This is a genomic window from Carnobacterium maltaromaticum DSM 20342, assembly GCF_000744945.1.
Classification (GTDB): domain Bacteria; phylum Bacillota; class Bacilli; order Lactobacillales; family Carnobacteriaceae; genus Carnobacterium; species Carnobacterium maltaromaticum.
Map to the genome: position 1 here is coordinate 2,353,233 of NZ_JQMX01000001.1, position 16,669 is coordinate 2,369,901.

Consider the following 16,669-nt stretch of genomic DNA (forward strand, 5'->3'; position numbering starts at 1 on the left):
TTGAAAATGAAAAAAATTATAAATCAGCCAGAAGCTGTAGTAGAAGAAATGTTGCAAGGACTTGTATATGCTCACGGAGATAGTATTAAACGTCTTCCTGAAAGCGGTGTTATTACGAAAAAAAATAAAGTAAATGGGCAAGTTGGGTTAGTAAGTGGTGGCGGAAGTGGGCATGAACCAGCTCATGCCGGTTTTGTTGGGCAGGGAATGTTATCAGCGGCTGTTTGTGGTCCGGTGTTTACTTCTCCAACTCCAGATCAAATTTTAGCAGCTATTCAGGAAGTTGATTCGGGTGCAGGTGTCTTTTTAATTATTAAAAATTATTCTGGCGATGTGATGAATTTTGATATGGCGAAAGAATTAGCTGAAATGGAAGACATTAAAGTTGATTTTATTGTAGTGGATGATGATATTGCAGTTGAAGATAGTACCTATACAGCTGGTAAAAGAGGTGTGGCTGGAACGGTTCTTGTGCATAAGATTTTAGGTGCAGCTGCGGATCAAGGAGCAACTTTAACTGAAATCAAAGAACTAGCTGAAAAAATTGTACCTGCAATTAAAACGTTAGGTGTGGCACTGTCTGGCGCAACGGCACCGGAAGTTGGAAAACCTGGTTTTGTCTTGGCTGATAATGAAATCGAATTTGGTGTTGGTATTCATGGAGAACCAGGGTATCGTAAAGAAAAAATCGCTCCATCAAAAGAATTAGCGCAAGAAATTGTATCAAAATTAAAATTAGCTTTTGATTGGAAATCTGGTGAGCGTTATGGGTTACTGGTTAATGGTTTAGGAAGTACGCCTTTGATGGAACAATACATCTTTACAAATGATGTTGGCTTGCTTTTAGAAGAAGAGGGTCTGGTTGTTGAGTTTAAAAAGGTTGGCGACTATATGACTGCGATTGATATGGCAGGTTTATCCTTAACTTTAATTAAGTTAGAGGAAAATGAATGGCTAGATCACTTAAATTACGAGACAAAAACAATTGCTTGGTAAATCTAAATAGATAGGGAGAGATTTAAATGAATGTTGAAAATATCATCAAATGGTTGGACCTTTTTACGGAAAAGGTTAACGAAAATAAAGACTATTTAAGTGAATTGGATAGCGCAATTGGAGATGGTGACCATGGTATGAATATGGCGCGTGGCACAACAGCTGTCAAAGAGGCACTGGATGCTAAAAAGCCAACAACTGTGGTGGATATTTTTAAATTAACAGGAATGACTTTGGTGAGCAAAGTTGGTGGAGCTTCAGGACCTTTATATGGTTCAGCTTTTATTGGGATGGCAAAGGAAGCTAGCGCGACTGATGATTTAGGTGAAATCTTACAAGCTGGCTTAGATAGTATTGAAAAACGTGGTAAAGCTGTTGCTGGGGAAAAAACGATGATTGATACGTGGGTTCCCGTTATTGAAGCCATTAAAACAAACGAGCTAACTACGGAAGTGATTGAATCTGCTGTAAATGCAACGAAGGATATGAAAGCTACAAAGGGACGAGCTTCGTATTTAGGTGAACGTTCTATTGGGCATATCGATCCAGGTGCAGCTTCAAGTGGTTATTTATTTGAGACAATGATGGAGGCAGGTGTTTGTAATGAGTAAATTAGGCGTTGTTGTTGTGTCTCATGTTCCGGCAATTGCGGAAGGCGTTGTGACACTAATGAAAGAAGTAGCGAAAGATGTTTCGATTACGTTTGCTGGCGGAACGGATGATAATGAAGTCGGTACAAGCTTTGCAAAAATTGAAGCAGCTTTTGAAGAAAATACAGGTGAGACATTATTGGCTTTTTATGATTTAGGTAGTGCCAAGATGAATTTAGAAATGGTGATGGAGTTAACAGACAAAGAGGTTCATTTATATGATACTGCATTTATTGAAAGCAGTTATACTGCAGCAGCATTGATTCAAGCGGGTGCAGAGTTAGATGCTATTGAAGAGCAATTAGCACCTATGAAGGTCAAATAAGGGAAATTTTAGACAGTTTTAACTTGTGTAAGGCTGTCTAATTTAGATAGTAATGTAAACGATTGCTAAAAAAACACTAAAATTAAACGGAGGTTATTGGAATGAGAAAAGCATTTATTGCACCATCAAAGTATGTACAAGGTGAAGGCGAATTACTGAATTTAGGTTATTTTGTGAAAACATTTGGAAAGTCAGCTTTATTAATTGCCCATAAGGATGATATCGGTCGTGTTCAAAGTCAGTTGGATCAAACAGCAGAAAAATTTGGGATTGAATTTATTTCTAGTAATTTTAATGGTGAATGTTCTAGGGAAGAAGTTGCTCGTCTTCAAGAGTTTGCTAAAGGACATAACTGTGATTGCGTGATTGGTTTAGGTGGAGGTAAGGCAATTGATACTGCTAAATGTGTAGCGGCAGGTGAAGCATTAATTATAGTGCCAACAATTGCAGCAACAGATGCTCCAACAAGTCATTCAGCCGTGTTATATACGCCAGAGGGTGAATTTGATGATTATGCCTACTTTAAACAAAGTCCAAGTGTTGTTTTAGTTGATACGAAGATTATTGCTCAAGCGCCAACTCGCTTTTTAGTTTCTGGAATGGGCGATGCCTTATCGACTTATTTCGAAGCGCGAGCTACTGCAAATTCATTTTCAAATGTGAATGCTGGCTTACCTTGTGGAGCTAATTCAGGAGAATGTCCACCAGCTAAAGGCACAAATGCTGCTTATGGGATGGCAAAATTATGTTATACAATGTTGTTAGAAAATGGCTTAAATGCGAAAATAGCTTGTGATAATAATTTGGTAACTCCGGCTTTAGAAAATATTGTTGAAACGAATATTTTATTATCGGGACTTGGATTTGAAAGTGCTGGTTTAGCTGCCATTCATGCGGTTCATGATGGATTAACAGCGCTAGAAGGCACGCATCATTATTTCCATGGTGAAAAAGTAGCGTTTAGTGCAATTGTTCAATTAGTTTTAGAAAATGCGCCGACTGAAGAGTTATACGAAGTCTTAGATTTCTCATTATCAATTGGTTTGCCTGTTTGTTTAGCTGATATCGGAGTAGAATCTATTTCCTATGAAGAAGCGCTAGCAGTTGCAGAAAAAGCGTGTATTCCAGAAGAATCGATTCATTCAATGCCGTTCCCAATTACAGTTGAAGCTGTGGCTTCTGCATTATTGGCAGCTGATAAAATTGGTGCTAATTATAAAGCCAATTTAGTTTAAGAGACAGAATCAATTGTGAGGCTTGGATAATTTTATCCAGCCTCATTTTTCTATACAGAAGGGTTATGAATCCCTTATTTTTTATTTTCACGTTATACTAAGATAAATAAAGAATAGAAAAGGGGAATTAATGTGGAAAATAAAAGTCGGAAGTTTAGTTTACAAGTGATTATGTATCTTTCTTTTTTTGCTATGGTTGCCGTTAATGCGCTAGCCAATATTTTGCCATTTAACGGAATGAATACAGGTGAAATTTCAAATCTGTATAATGTATTATTTACTCCAGCAGGGTATGTGTTTAGTATTTGGGGCGTAATTTACATTGCTGTTTTTATTTGGCTGGTAAATCTATCTCTGAATAAGGAACCGATTAGAAAAATTTCAGCTAGTTTATTTATTTTAAGTTGTTTATTAAATGGTAGTTGGATCTTTTTTTGGCATTATCAATTTGTAGGAACGTCTGTTTTTGTGATTACTGCATTGTTTGTAACATTACTGCTACTGTATTTATATGAGCGAGGACAAAAAGGAATTGTTTGGCCTTTTTCAATTTATTTAGGTTGGGTAACGGTAGCGACGCTGGCAAATATTAGTTATTATTTAGTAGCAGAGCAGCAAATATCGATGAGTAGTCAAGCGGTATCGGCTAGTTTATTCCTTCTTTTAGGGCTAGTTATAGGGGCGCTGATGTTATGGATTTATCAAGATCGAATCTTTAATTTAGTCTTTATCTGGGCTTACCTAGGAATCTTTTTCAGGGACTACGATTCAAGCCGCCTTATTTCATTGATTGCATTATTTTCGGGTATTGGCCTAATTTTGTTAATTGGAATTAGTTTTTTAAAACGAGGAAAAAATCTAAGTAAGATTAAATAAAATTCATTCAAAACCTTTGATTTGTGATAAGATAAGAAGTAGAAAATGCCGCTTATTGAAAGCCTAAATGTTGAAAGGGCTAAGTAGAATTGAGGAATAAAATGAAAAAGATCATGAATCATCCAGATAAAATTGTAAGCCAAATGTTAAGTGGTTTGTTATATACCAATAGTGATAAGTTAGCTGGTATTAAAGGAACTGGAGTCATTTACCGCCAAACTAAGAGTGAAAATAAGGTTGCTGTAGTCAGTGGTGGTGGGAGTGGTCATGAGCCAGCTCATACTGGATTTGTAGGAACGGGTATGCTAGCTGCGTGTATTTGTGGACCTATTTTTGTACCGCCAACGGCAGAGGAAATCTTAGCTGGTATTAAGGTTGCAGATCAAGGAGCCGGAGTATTTTTAGTGATTAAGAATTTTGAAAAAGATGTAGCTAGTTTTCTAAAAGCAAAAGAGTTGGCTGAAGCAGAAGGCTATCAAGTCAGTTATGTAATTGTTAATGATGACTGTTCGATTGAAGAAAATAGTTTTAAAAAGCGTCGTCGAGGTGTTGCTGGAACGATACTTGTTCAAAAAATTGTTGCTGCAGCTGCAGAGGAAGGCTATTCTTTAGAACAATTAACAGAACTAGCGACAAAAGTTGTTCGATCTATGAACACATTAGGCTTAGCTTTATCACCATCGGTTGTTCCGGGGGAAGATCAAGCGCAATTTCAGTTGGCTGAAAATGAAATCTCTTTTGGGATTGGTATTCATGACGAACCAGGCTATCGAACGGAAATTCTACATTCATCAGAACGTTTAGCAATTGAATTGGTGAATAAATTGAAAAGTCAGTTTCATTGGAAAAAAGGCGAAAAGTTTGCCATGATGATCAATGGTTTGGGCGGCACACCTTTAATGGAATTGTTTGTTTTTAGTAATGATGTCCGGCGTTTATTAGAATTGGAAGGCCTTCAAGTTGAGTTTAAAAAGGTTGGGGATTTTGTAACATCTAACGATATGTCTGGACTATCCTTGACGTTTCTCCGTTTAGAGGATGAGAAGTGGTTAGAGTGGCTAAAAGTACCTGTTGATACGTATGCTTGGTGAGGTGAAATTTAGGTAGATCAGCATGATTTTATGTGAAATCAGGCTGATGTGTTAGAAGAAATAGTTTTTTTGTAGTATACTGAATATGAAAAGAGAGACATGCTTTGAACATGCCCCTCTAGTATTGGGTTTAGATTTACTAGGCTCAATGATTCTAGTTTTATATTTTAACTATAACCACATCTTGCCTCTACAGCATGAGATGTGGTCTTTTTTTACTCTTCTGGTTTACGTAGCTCAATTGCTAGCTAGATATTCATTTATGATTCATGAGGAAAGCAGGCTCTCTAGGCTTGCTTTTTTTATTTGCATAAATGGCATTCAACTCAAGATTTAAAGCGTTCAATAACGGTTGAAAAAGATTCTTCTAAAAGCAATTGGATGTTTTGGGATAATAATTCAACAGGTGTTTTGCAGTCAGAAAAAAGCCATTCTTTCGTCATTCCTACGAAGGCGTGGGCATAAAACGTGCAAAAAAACTGAATGGATTCTTCAGGAATAACTACTTGTGCGTTGTTTTGCATATCGGTAACAACCGTTAAAATTAAACTTTTGGTATGTTCGAAAAAATAAAGATCAAAGGAATTTTGTTCCGTTACCTCTAAAGCATTGAGGTAAAATGTTTTATTTTCTTTTAAATAGTAAAAAAGCCGAGTAATAACTTTACTCCAGTGTTCATAATCTAAATAGTCTTCAATATTTTCTGAGGCTTCTTGGTTATAAATCCAAGCTAGCAATTCATATTTATCTTGAAAGTGGTAATAAAAAGTTTGGCGTCTAATATAGGCATGCCCCATGATATCCCGGATAGAAATTTTTTGAAACGGTGTGAGCTGCATAAGCTCTTTTAAGGAATGAGCAATCACCTTTTTTGTAATTAATGAATCATGCATGGGATTTTCCTCCGTTATTTTGACTTCACTTATTTCTATTATACATGGTTTGGACTAAATTAAAAAATTGAGTTTTGAATAGATTTTTGAAAGCGTATTAATTGACTTGCTAAAAGATTGCCTATACCATTTAAATAACAATAAATAGAAAAGGAGTGAAGAAAATGATTCCTATATCTAAAGGTATTTTTTTATTAGCATCCTTATTATTATTAGGTGGCTGTATGGAAGGTTCACCAGATTCGATGAAGAACAAAACTTCTGAAATAACGAATAATTCTTCTGAGAATAGTGTTTCTAAGTCAGATCAGTCTTCTGAATCATCAGAAAAAGCAGAAGATTCATCAGTAACTCCAGAAAATGGATTAACGATTGATCAAGTAATGGATACTGTTAAAAATCAGTTAGAAACTCAAGTGGTTATTCGTTTGCCTACAAGTATTCCTTTAAGTAATCCTAATTTACATGTATCGGCAGCAACGGTTTCTGACGCTACAAGTTATCATGTGATTTTTTTTGAAAGTAAAGAACCTATTCCCATCAATAATAATGCGTTGAACGATCCGAATCAAGCTAGCCAAATTGTAACAATTTCTGCTTTACGCTATCCGTCTGTTTCGGAAGCTAATGTGGCAGTGGGGTATCAAAAAGCTGATGCTGGTTATGAAAATGGCGCAGGTGGAATTGATCTAGGTCACGGTTTGACAGGCTATGAAAATGCAGGTGCAGGTTCGCAGTTTATCGGCTGGAATGAAGGCAATTGGTATCTTGATGTGCGTTCAAGTTTGGCTAATACTACTCAGCCAGGTCGTCAGATGGCTACTAAAATTGTTGAAAAATTGGAAAAGGAGTTATTACCAGCACCTAATAGTGTCGGGAAAATTCAAGCCGATGTGACAGACAACAAACCTAATCAAACCAGTATTGTTTGGCAAGAGGAAGACAGTGTATATACGATTGAAAGTTCAATTGATGTTTTGAGTACGATTGGAATTGCAACCAGTTTTGATGATGGAGCGACAGATTAAAAATAAATTGGGGCTAGAAGTGGATGATAGAGCTACTTCTAGCCCCAATTTTTATTTTGAATAAAATCAACTAAAAAATAAAAAGTAGTAAACCTAATGAAAAACGCTTGCATTTGTTAAAGAAAAGGTTTACAATTCATTTGTAAGTTATCTTGTATATACAAGTTGAAGACTTTGCTTATTAAGAGGAGGAGAAAAGAAATGGCAGACTACAAAAATGATGCACAGTTATTGCTAGAGGATATTGGAGGAAAAGACAATATTTCTGCAGTTACTCATTGTGCTACCAGAATGCGTTTCGTGTTAGTTGATCCAAAAGCAGCAGATAAAGAAAAGATTGAAAAAATTCCAGCTGTAAAGGGAACATTTACACAGGCTGGTCAATTCCAAGTTATTATTGGCAATGATGTGGCAACTTTTTATAATGAATTTGTAAAATTATCAGGAACAGAAGGTGTTTCAAAAGATGCCGTTAAATCTGTTGCGAAGCAAAATATGAATCCAGTTCAAAGAGCAATGGCTGTTTTAGCTGAAATATTTACCCCAATTATTCCCGCAATTATTGTAGGTGGTTTGATTTTAGGTTTCCGTAATGTTTTGGAAGGCGTTGAAATGGGCTTTTTAAATGGTCAAACAATTACTGAAGTCTCTGTTTTTTGGAGTGGTGTCAATGATTTCTTATGGTTAATTGGTGAAGCAATCTTCCACTTCTTACCAGTTGGAATTACATGGAGCATTGCCAAGAAAATGGGTACAACGCAAATATTAGGAATTGTTTTAGGGATTACTTTAGTCTCTCCACAATTATTAAATGCGTATTCTGTGGCTTCAACAAAAGCAGCAGAAATTCCGTTTTGGGATTTTGGTTTCTTTACAATTGATAAAATTGGTTACCAAGCCCAAGTTATTCCAGCAATGCTAGCAGGATTTATGTTAGCATATCTAGAAATTTGGCTTCGTAAGTTTATTCCACAATCAATTTCAATGATTTTTGTTCCATTCTTTTCACTAATACCGACTGTAATTGCTGCTAATATGATTTTAGGTCCAATTGGTTGGTGGGTCGGTGATAAAGTTTCAATGATCGTAAATGCTGGTTTAACAAGTAGTGTGAACTGGTTGTTCGGTGCTTTGTTTGGTTTCTTATACGCCCCGCTAGTTATTACAGGGCTGCATCATATGAGTAATGCGATTGATTTCCAATTAGTTGCTGATTTTGGTGGTACGAATCTATGGCCAATGATTGCTTTATCAAATATTGCGCAAGGTTCAGCTGTATTAGCGATTATTTTCCTACACCGTGGCAACAAAGAAGAGGAGCAAATCTCGATTCCTGCAGCGATTTCTTGTTATCTAGGTGTAACTGAACCGGCGATGTTTGGGATTAATTTAAAGTATGTTTATCCCTTTATCGCGGCCATGATTGGTTCAGCGATTGCTGGTTTGGTTTCAACCATTTTCAATGTCACTGCGAATACAGTTGGTGTCGGAGGTTTACCAGGTATCTTATCCATTCAACCACCTTACTGGGGCGTATTCCTAGTTTGTATGTTGATTACGATCGTCGTACCTTTTGGGCTAACCGTTCTCTTCCGTAAATATGGTATTTTTAATCAGTTAGATCCGATTGATGAATCTGTTTAATCAAATAGTTAAAAGCAATGTAAAAAGTTAATTTACGTGCTTTATACCAGTTCACTAGGAGAAGTTCTCTTTGGTGAACTGGTAACTTTGTTTTTATAATAGTGTTAAATAATTTTAGAAAGTGGCGATAATAGTGAGTAATTTTCATGATAAAGTAGTCTATCAAGTTTATCCGAAATCTTTTAAAGATTCGAATGGTGATGGAATTGGTGATTTGAGAGGTGTGATTGAAAAGTTAGCATATTTAGCTGATTTAGGGGTGGATATGTTATGGTTGAATCCGTTTTTTACTTCGCCACAAAATGACAATGGCTATGATATTTCCAACTACAAAGAGATTGATCCACTTTTTGGTACGATGGCTGATTTTGAAGAATTGGTGCATAAAGCTGAAGCATTAGGGATGGAAATCATGTTAGACATGGTTTTAAATCATAGTTCAACAGAACATGAATGGTTCCAAAAAGCATTAGCAGGCGATAAAGAGTATCAAGATTATTACTATTTACGTCCAGCACAGGAAAATGGCGATTTGCCAACAAATTGGGAGTCTAAATTTGGCGGGCCTTCTTGGAGCAAATTTGGTCAAACCGATTTGTATTATATGCATTTATTTGATCCAACGCAAGCGGATTTAAATTGGCACAACCCGAAAGTTCGAGAAGAACTCCACCAAGTCGTTAATTTTTGGCTTAACAAGGGTGTAAAAGGCTTTAGGTTCGATGTAATCAATTTGATTGGGAAATCAACGACAGAATTAGTAGATGATCTGACAGGTAATGGGAAGCCATTGTATACGGATCAACCAATTGTACATGATTATCTAAAAGAGATGAATCAAGCCACTTTTGGACGCGTAGCGGATACTGTTACAGTCGGTGAAATGTCATCAACAACGATTGAAAATTGTGTGCTGTATTCAAACCCAACTCGTGAAGAGCTTTCAATGGCTTTTAGTTTCCATCACTTAAAAGTTGATTATGTCGATGGAGAAAAATGGTCATTGATGCCGTTTGATTTCTTAGCGTTAAAAAACATCTTAAATGACTGGCAAACTGGGATGTCAGAAGGTGATGGTTGGAATGCTTTATTCTGGAATAACCATGATCAACCACGAGCGATTAGCCGTTTTGCTGATCCGGTAAATTATCATAGTGAAAGTGCAACGTTGCTAGCTCAGACGATTCATTTGTTACGAGGAACGCCCTATATTTATCAAGGGGAAGAGTTGGGCATGACGAATCCTGATTATGAAGCGATTGAAGATTTTATGGATATTGAAACACATAATGCCTATCGAGAATTACAGGAAAAAGGCTTATCTGAATCTGAGGCGATGGCAATTATTCGCGAAAAATCACGAGACAATAACCGGACTCCAATGCAGTGGACAGATGAGGAACACGCTGGTTTTACTACAGGGACGCCTTGGTTGAAAGTTGTTGATAATTATCGTGAGATTAATGTGGCAAAAGAAGTTGCGAAAGGTTCAATTTTCAGCTATTATCAACGGTTGATTCAGTTACGGAAGGAATTGCCGATTATTGCAAATGGAAGCTATGAAGGGCTTTTATTAGAGCACCCAAGTGTCTATGCGTATGCTCGTCATTTAGATGGTGAAACGGTGCTTGTTTTTAATCATTTTTATGCAGAGCCTGTCACGATTCAAGTTCCAGAAGAATACTTGAACCGTTCTAGTCGCTACTTGATTGGAAATGGCCAAGAGCGTGAATTAACTAGTAGCTTAACCTTAGCTCCTTATGAGACAATTGCGTTTTATTTGGATGCATAGAATTTATTGAGATCTAAAAGAGTCAGGTAAGAGGTTATCTGACTCTTTTTTTGTTCGTTTAGAACCGAGTACATTCTCTCTAAACTGACTAATTAAGTATCAACTACATACTATACTATTATTTTTAATAAGATCCATTAGGTTTGTACCAAGCTTCAAAAGTGGCTTTTCGTGGTCCAGTAGCTGAAGCAAATGACCAAGAATTCAATCCGCCTCTAGCAGATACTGGTTTGCCTCCTACTTTACTTCTTCCCCAGTTTATTAGTTTTTAAAAATAAACCCACCTTCCAGTTGAATAATTAAGAGTAGCTCGTTTATTTTGGTTTTCATTTTTTGGTAGATTTGATTCAATAATAGTTCCTTCAGAATCAAAATGGATAAAATCTTCTTTATCAGATGTGTATGTTACTTTACCGGCTGATTGAGATTCACTTACATGGGCTAATGCTGATTTTAGAGATGAATTAGAACAGGGTTTGAAAATGGGTTTTTAATGATAAATGCAATCGATTTTATCATTTATAGCCACTGGGAGTACAGATAACGCAAAATTTTTTCAGAAAAATTAGTGTTTTTATTTTTGTTAATGAAAGGTAATCAATTGTTTGAAAAGTCTGACAATATAAGGTTTTTATCTTATTTATCGGCTGTATAAGGGTTTGGTCTTTGTTATTTTAGACTTTAGGTAGGAATAATTATGATGAAATAGGTTGACATTGCCATGGAAAAACGTTAAATTATTAATTAACACAAAGATTAGAAAGTAATTAGAAAAAAATGAGATTAACGACAAGTGTTCACTTCAAACTAAAAAATAAGGGGGTAATGACTATGAAAACGATGAATACGAAAGCAGCAAATACACAAACAACATTTAACGCAGTCATTACATTATTATTAATTTAGAAGGGCTTTGAACACTGAAATATCAGTAGTTTGAGTCCTGTTTTCGATTTTTAAAACGGGATTCTAACTTTTAAACAGTTAGACATCCCATTGCCTTGGGATGTCTTTTTTTCTGGAAGAAATTAGGCAAAGAATAATGCGTGTATATATAGAAATGGGGTAAGTAAGATGCGAAGTGATACGATAAAAAAAGGAGTCGAACAGGCTCCAGCAAGAAGTTTGTTACATGCAACTGGTCAAATAAAAAGTTCCGGAGATATGGATAAGCCGTTTATTGCAATCTGTAATTCTTATATTGATATTGTTCCTGGGCACGTACATTTACGTGAGTTAGCTGACATTGCCAAGGAAGCGATTCGTGAAGCTGGCGGAATTCCTTTTGAATTTAACACAATTGGGGTTGATGATGGCATTGCGATGGGCCATATTGGAATGCGTTATTCTTTACCAAGTCGTGAAGTTATTGCAGATGCAGCTGAAACCGTTATTAATGCTCATTGGTTTGATGGCGTATTTTATATTCCCAACTGTGACAAAATCACGCCAGGCATGCTATTAGCAGCTGTGCGTACGAATGTTCCAGGCATTTTTTGTTCAGGGGGTCCAATGAAAGCGGGGCTTTCGGCAACAGGTAAAGCGTTAACGTTATCCTCCATGTTTGAAGCTGTTGGAACCTTTAAAGAGGGCAAAATGACTCAAGAAGAATTCCTTGATATGGAAGCCAATGCGTGTCCGACTTGTGGTTCATGTGCTGGAATGTTTACGGCAAACTCGATGAACTGTCTGATGGAAGTTTTAGGTTTAGCAGTTCCGTATAACGGTACAGCTCTAGCAGTTTCTGATGAACGTCGTGAGTTAATTCGTCAATCTGCTTTCCATTTAATGGATTTGGTGAAGAACGATATTAAACCACGCGATATCATTACTAAAGATGCGATTGATGATGCTTTTGCTTTAGACATGGCAATGGGAGGTTCGACAAATACTGTCTTACATACCTTGGCCTTGGCGCATGAAGCTGGGATTGACTATGAGTTGGAACGTATCAATGATATTGCAGCTCGTGTTCCTTATTTATCAAAAATTGCTCCATCTTCTTCTTATTCAATGCATGATGTTCATGAAGCTGGTGGTGTACCGGCGATTATCAATGAGTTGATCAAAGTTGGGAATGCGATTCATCCAGACCGGATTACGGTAACTGGAAAAACATTACGTGAAAATAATGAAGACAAAGAAATATTAAATAAAGATGTCATCCATCCTAAGGAAAACGCCTTTAGTCCTGTTGGGGGTCTATCGATGTTATTTGGTAATATTGCTCCTAAAGGTGCGACTATTAAAGTTGGTGGTGTCGATCCTTCTGTTAAAGTTTTTGAAGGAGAAGCGATTTGTTTTAGTACACATGATGAGGCGGTTGCAGCGATTGACGATCATAGAGTGACAAGGGGACATGTTGTTGTGATTCGTTATGAAGGACCAAAAGGCGGACCAGGAATGCCAGAAATGTTAGCACCGACTTCTTCTATAGTAGGAAGAGGTTTAGGTAAAGAGGTAGCGTTAATTACTGATGGGCGCTTCTCAGGTGCAACACGTGGGATTGCGGTTGGGCATATTTCTCCAGAAGCAGCAGCAGGAGGTCCAATTGCGTTAATTCAAGATGGTGATCGGATTACGATTGATTTACCAAATCGGACAATCAATGTAAATGTTAGTGATGAGGTATTGGAAGAACGCAGAACTCATTTGCCACGCTTTAAAGCGAAGGTTAGAACGGGTTATCTGGCTCGTTATGCTGCCTTAGTAACTTCTGCGCATACAGGCGGGGTCTTGAAGATTCCAGATGAATTGTTAGATTAAATCGTGAGTATTAGTTTGGACTTCTTCCTATCACTAGCATAGGGGACAGGAAGAAGTAAATTTTCTAAAAAGGAGTGATGATATGACGAATGAAACGAAGATGAAAACTGGTGCGCAGTTATTAGTCGATGCCTTGGAAAAGCAAGAAGTTGAGATGATATTTGGATATCCTGGTGGAGCAGTTTTGCCTTTATATGATGCGTTCTATGATTCGGATATTCCGCATATTCTAACTCGTCATGAACAAGGTGCTGTTCATGCAGCAGAAGGGTATGCTCGAGTAACAGGGAAACCTGGTGTTGTCGTTGTAACTAGCGGTCCTGGTGCTACCAATGCATTGACAGGTATTGCGGATGCAATGAGTGACTCAATTCCTTTGGTAGTATTTACCGGTCAAGTACATAGACCTGGAATTGGGAAGGATGCTTTTCAAGAAGCAGATATGATTGGTCTGACCACTCCAATTACCAAATACAATTACCAAGTTCGGGATGCTAAAGAATTGCCGCGTATTATTAATGAAGCTTTTCATATTGCTACGACGGGGCGGAAAGGTCCAGTTGTGATTGATATTCCTAAAGATGTTGGGATTATGCAAGTAGCAGAAAGTAGTCCCGCAATTATTGATTTACCTGGATATACAACAAGCTATCCAGTTGATATGAAACAAATTGAAAGTGTGATGGCTGCGCTAGCTAAAGCTGAAAAACCATTAATTTTAGCTGGAGCGGGTATCAATCATGCAGGAGCCGGTTTAGAATTATTAGAATTTTCAGAACGTTATCAAATTCCAATTGTAAATACGTTGTTGGGACTGGGTAGTTTTCCGTATCATCATCCATTATTTACGGGAATGGGTGGGATGCATGGTTCTTATACAGCTAATATGAGTTTGACAGAATGTGATTTACTAATTAATTTTGGTTCACGCTTTGATGATCGTTTAGCCAGTTGTCCAAAAGAATTTGCCCCAGAAGCTTTTATCGTACATGTCGATATTGATCCTTCTGAGCTTGGAAAAGTTATTAAAACCGATATTCCAATTGCCGGCGATGTTAAAGAAATCTTGAATTACTTGTTGCAACAGCCTTTGCTAGAAAAGGCCGATACAAGTGAGTGGCAGGAGTTAACTCAAGCACGTAAAAAACGGTATCCATTTGGATATAAAGAGTCTGATGAAGAGATAAAGCCACAAAAGGTCATTGAACTAATTGGCGAAATTACTCATGGTGAAGCCTTAGTCGCAACAGACGTTGGGCAACATCAAATGTGGACTGCGCAATATTATCCTTATAAAAATCGCTATCAAATTGTCACAAGTGGTGGTTTAGGCACGATGGGATTTGGTTTCCCAGCAGCAATTGGAGCTCAGTTGGCTTTTCCAGATAAGACCGTTGTTTGTATTGTAGGTGATGGCGGTTTTCAAATGACCAATCAAGAGTTGTCGATTATTCACGAATATAATTTGAATGTGAAGACAGTTATTTTGAACAATGGTGTTTTGGGAATGGTTCATCAGTGGCAACAAAAATTTCATGGAGCCCGTTTTTCTCATTCAGAGTTCGATAGTCAACCAGATTTTGTTAAATTGTCAGAAGCTTATGGAGTCAAAGCCATTTCATTAAGTGATCCAGCTACATTAAAGGCTGATTTAACAGCCGCTTTCAATGAACCAGGCGCCATTGTCATTGATGTTCATATTTCTCCAGATGAGGTAGTGCTCCCGATGATTCCATCAGGGCAACCGAATCATGCAATGGAAGGGGTGGAGTAAATGCGCAGAGTTATTACCGCTACAGTTCGCGATGCAACTGGCGTTATGAACCGATTTACAGGAGTGATTTCTCGTCGGCAATATAATGTTTCCAGTATATCTGTTGGGCGAACGATTGAACCTGAAGTTTCGCGAATTACGATTGTTGTAGAGATCGAAACGGAGGAGGAAGCTCAACAAGTTATCAAGCAATTGTATAAGCAAATTGATGTTTTAAAAGTCAAAGATATCACAGATTGCCCGCATTTGGAACGAGAGTTGGCGTTAATTAAAGTGGATGCTCCGCTTTCTGTTCGGCCGGAAATCAATGCTATTTTGGAACCTTTTAGAGGCCAGATTATTGATGTTGGAACAGATAGTGTTGTTGTTCAAGTAACGGGCACTAGTGAAAAGGTGGAGGGGTTTATTGATCTGATTTCTCCATATGGGATTCTTCAAATTGCTCGAACAGGCGTGACTGGCTTCACGAGAAGTCCTAAAACATAGGAACAATGATTGACCATATAAAAAACAAAAAAATTCGGAGGTACACACACATGACAAAAGTATATTATGACAATACAGTAACAGAGGACGCTTTAAAGGATAAGAAAATTGCAGTTGTTGGTTATGGTTCGCAGGGGCATGCCCATTCACAAAACTTACGTGACAATGGCTATGATGTTGTTATCGGTATTCGTGAAGGTAAATCGGCAGAAGCAGCACGTGAAGATGGGTTTACGGTCTTGTCTGTTGCTGATGCGGCTAAACAAAGTGATGTAATCATGGTTCTTTTACCAGATGAAACGCAAGGTACAATTTATGAGAATGAGATTGCTCCTTATTTAGAAGCTGGCAATTCATTAGTTTTCGCTCATGGCTTTAATATCCATTTTGACGTAATTGCTCCACCCGAAAATGTGGATGTTTTCTTAGTTGCACCAAAAGGTCCTGGTCATTTAGTTCGTCGTACTTTTGTTGAAGGAGCAGCAGTACCAGCTTTATTCGCTGTTTACCAAGATGCAACTGGCAAAGCTCGTGATTTAGCATTATCTTATGCAAAAGGTATTGGTGCTACTCGTGCCGGCGTATTAGAAACTAGCTTTAAAGAAGAGACAGAAACGGATTTATTCGGTGAGCAAGCTGTCTTATGTGGTGGAGTAACAAGTTTGATTCAAGCTGGTTTTGAAACGTTAACAGAAGCAGGATATCAACCAGAAGTTGCTTACTTTGAAGTGTTACATGAAATGAAATTAATTGTTGATTTAATGTATGAGGGTGGAATGGGTAAAATGCGTCACTCGATTTCGAATACGGCTGAATATGGGGATTATGTTTCAGGTCCACGCGTGATTACAGCTGATACTAAAGCGGCAATGAAAGAAGTATTAACAGACATTCAAACTGGAGCATTTGCCAAAGCCTTTGTTGATGATAATAAAAATGAATTTAAAGAATTTAAACAAATGCGTGCTAGCCAACAAGGACATCAAATTGAAGAAGTTGGCGCAAGACTACGCGAAATGATGCCATTTGTAAAACCGAATAATTAAGGATTAAAAGCGTACTGAGCTCGTATAGGCCTGACCGAAAAATAGGGAAATATAGGAAAATGTTCTT

The 16,669-nt window shown here is 37.4% G+C and carries 16 protein-coding genes; 15 read left to right on the forward strand and 1 reads right to left on the reverse strand.

From position 1 onward, the window contains the following. Nucleotides 1–6: 6 nt before the first annotated feature. The 6 genes from dhaK (at nt 7) to dhaQ (ending at nt 5,173) form a co-directional block, all read left to right on the forward strand. Nucleotides 7–996, forward strand: a complete 990-nt coding sequence (gene dhaK, locus BR77_RS10925; protein WP_015077922.1) for a dihydroxyacetone kinase subunit DhaK — start codon at nt 7–9, stop codon at nt 994–996. A gap of 26 nt (nt 997–1,022) precedes the next feature. Beyond that, nucleotides 1,023–1,607, forward strand: coding sequence for a dihydroxyacetone kinase subunit DhaL (gene dhaL, locus BR77_RS10930; protein WP_010052275.1), 585 nt, complete (start codon nt 1,023–1,025; stop codon nt 1,605–1,607). Then, nucleotides 1,600–1,971: a dihydroxyacetone kinase phosphoryl donor subunit DhaM gene (gene dhaM / locus BR77_RS10935; RefSeq protein ID WP_010052274.1), complete on the forward strand. Its 372-nt coding sequence runs from the start codon at nt 1,600–1,602 to the stop codon at nt 1,969–1,971. The genes dhaL and dhaM overlap by 8 nt, the downstream gene beginning before the upstream one ends. Before the next feature lie 101 nt (nt 1,972–2,072). After that, complete coding sequence (locus tag BR77_RS10940) at nt 2,073–3,206, forward strand: glycerol dehydrogenase (protein WP_015077920.1); 1,134 nt, start codon at nt 2,073–2,075, stop codon at nt 3,204–3,206. A 132-nt stretch (nt 3,207–3,338) separates the two neighbouring features. Then, complete coding sequence (locus tag BR77_RS10945) at nt 3,339–4,082, forward strand: TspO/MBR family protein (protein ID WP_035064984.1); 744 nt, start codon at nt 3,339–3,341, stop codon at nt 4,080–4,082. 101 nt (nt 4,083–4,183) lie between these two features. Then, the gene (dhaQ, locus tag BR77_RS10950; RefSeq protein ID WP_035064987.1) at nt 4,184–5,173 is read left to right on the forward strand and encodes a DhaKLM operon coactivator DhaQ; all 990 of its coding nucleotides are present in this window, start codon (nt 4,184–4,186) and stop codon (nt 5,171–5,173) included. A 326-nt stretch (nt 5,174–5,499) separates the two neighbouring features. Here dhaQ and dhaS read toward each other — a convergent pair whose 3' ends face one another. Next, nucleotides 5,500–6,066, reverse strand: coding sequence for a dihydroxyacetone kinase transcriptional activator DhaS (dhaS, locus tag BR77_RS10955; protein ID WP_035064990.1), 567 nt, complete (start codon nt 6,064–6,066; stop codon nt 5,500–5,502). 164 nt (nt 6,067–6,230) lie between these two features. Between dhaS and BR77_RS10960 the strand changes: the two genes are divergently transcribed. The 9 genes from BR77_RS10960 (at nt 6,231) to ilvC (ending at nt 16,602) form a co-directional block, all read left to right on the forward strand. Further along, nucleotides 6,231–7,094: a hypothetical protein gene (locus BR77_RS10960; RefSeq protein WP_015077906.1), complete on the forward strand. Its 864-nt coding sequence runs from the start codon at nt 6,231–6,233 to the stop codon at nt 7,092–7,094. 201 nt (nt 7,095–7,295) lie between these two features. Beyond that, nucleotides 7,296–8,738 carry a PTS system trehalose-specific EIIBC component gene (treP, locus tag BR77_RS10965; RefSeq protein ID WP_010052265.1) on the forward strand — a complete coding sequence of 481 codons (1,443 nt, stop codon included), beginning with the start codon at nt 7,296–7,298 and terminating at the stop codon, nt 8,736–8,738. A 133-nt stretch (nt 8,739–8,871) separates the two neighbouring features. Further along, nucleotides 8,872–10,530, forward strand: coding sequence for an alpha,alpha-phosphotrehalase (gene treC, locus BR77_RS10970; protein WP_015077905.1), 1,659 nt, complete (start codon nt 8,872–8,874; stop codon nt 10,528–10,530). A 143-nt stretch (nt 10,531–10,673) separates the two neighbouring features. Next, complete coding sequence (locus BR77_RS19490) at nt 10,674–10,802, forward strand: hypothetical protein (RefSeq protein ID WP_257613202.1); 129 nt, start codon at nt 10,674–10,676, stop codon at nt 10,800–10,802. A gap of 505 nt (nt 10,803–11,307) precedes the next feature. Beyond that, entirely contained in the window at nt 11,308–11,436 is a 129-nt protein-coding gene (locus BR77_RS19495) for a hypothetical protein (protein WP_257613203.1), read from the forward strand. 168 nt (nt 11,437–11,604) lie between these two features. After that, on the forward strand, nt 11,605–13,296 hold the full coding sequence (gene ilvD, locus BR77_RS10975) for a dihydroxy-acid dehydratase (RefSeq protein ID WP_010052260.1): 1,692 nt from the start codon (nt 11,605–11,607) through the stop codon (nt 13,294–13,296). A gap of 82 nt (nt 13,297–13,378) precedes the next feature. Then, on the forward strand, nt 13,379–15,070 hold the full coding sequence (gene ilvB / locus BR77_RS10980; protein WP_035064995.1) for a biosynthetic-type acetolactate synthase large subunit: 1,692 nt from the start codon (nt 13,379–13,381) through the stop codon (nt 15,068–15,070). Continuing rightward, nucleotides 15,071–15,556, forward strand: a complete 486-nt coding sequence (gene ilvN / locus BR77_RS10985) for an acetolactate synthase small subunit (RefSeq protein ID WP_010052256.1) — start codon at nt 15,071–15,073, stop codon at nt 15,554–15,556. Between the two features lie 5 nt (nt 15,557–15,561). After that, nucleotides 15,562–16,602, forward strand: a complete 1,041-nt coding sequence (gene ilvC, locus BR77_RS10990) for a ketol-acid reductoisomerase (RefSeq protein WP_080639170.1) — start codon at nt 15,562–15,564, stop codon at nt 16,600–16,602. Nucleotides 16,603–16,669 lie beyond the last annotated feature (67 nt).

Bases quoted from the DNA above. Each gene is read 5' to 3' on its own strand.
- dhaK (WP_015077922.1), top strand. From the start codon at position 7: ATGAAAAAAATTATAAATCAGCCAGAAGCTGTAGTAGAAGAAATGTTG.
- dhaL (WP_010052275.1), top strand. From the start codon at position 1,023: ATGAATGTTGAAAATATCATCAAATGGTTGGACCTTTTTACGGAAAAG.
- dhaM (WP_010052274.1), top strand. From the start codon at position 1,600: ATGAGTAAATTAGGCGTTGTTGTTGTGTCTCATGTTCCGGCAATTGCG.
- BR77_RS10940 (WP_015077920.1), top strand. From the start codon at position 2,073: ATGAGAAAAGCATTTATTGCACCATCAAAGTATGTACAAGGTGAAGGC.
- dhaQ (WP_035064987.1), top strand. From the start codon at position 4,184: ATGAAAAAGATCATGAATCATCCAGATAAAATTGTAAGCCAAATGTTA.
- dhaS (WP_035064990.1), bottom strand. From the start codon at position 6,066: ATGCATGATTCATTAATTACAAAAAAGGTGATTGCTCATTCCTTAAAA.
- BR77_RS10960 (WP_015077906.1), top strand. From the start codon at position 6,231: ATGATTCCTATATCTAAAGGTATTTTTTTATTAGCATCCTTATTATTA.
- treP (WP_010052265.1), top strand. From the start codon at position 7,296: ATGGCAGACTACAAAAATGATGCACAGTTATTGCTAGAGGATATTGGA.
- BR77_RS19495 (WP_257613203.1), top strand. From the start codon at position 11,308: ATGAGATTAACGACAAGTGTTCACTTCAAACTAAAAAATAAGGGGGTA.
- ilvD (WP_010052260.1), top strand. From the start codon at position 11,605: ATGCGAAGTGATACGATAAAAAAAGGAGTCGAACAGGCTCCAGCAAGA.
- ilvB (WP_035064995.1), top strand. From the start codon at position 13,379: ATGACGAATGAAACGAAGATGAAAACTGGTGCGCAGTTATTAGTCGAT.
- ilvN (WP_010052256.1), top strand. From the start codon at position 15,071: ATGCGCAGAGTTATTACCGCTACAGTTCGCGATGCAACTGGCGTTATG.
- ilvC (WP_080639170.1), top strand. From the start codon at position 15,562: ATGATTGACCATATAAAAAACAAAAAAATTCGGAGGTACACACACATG.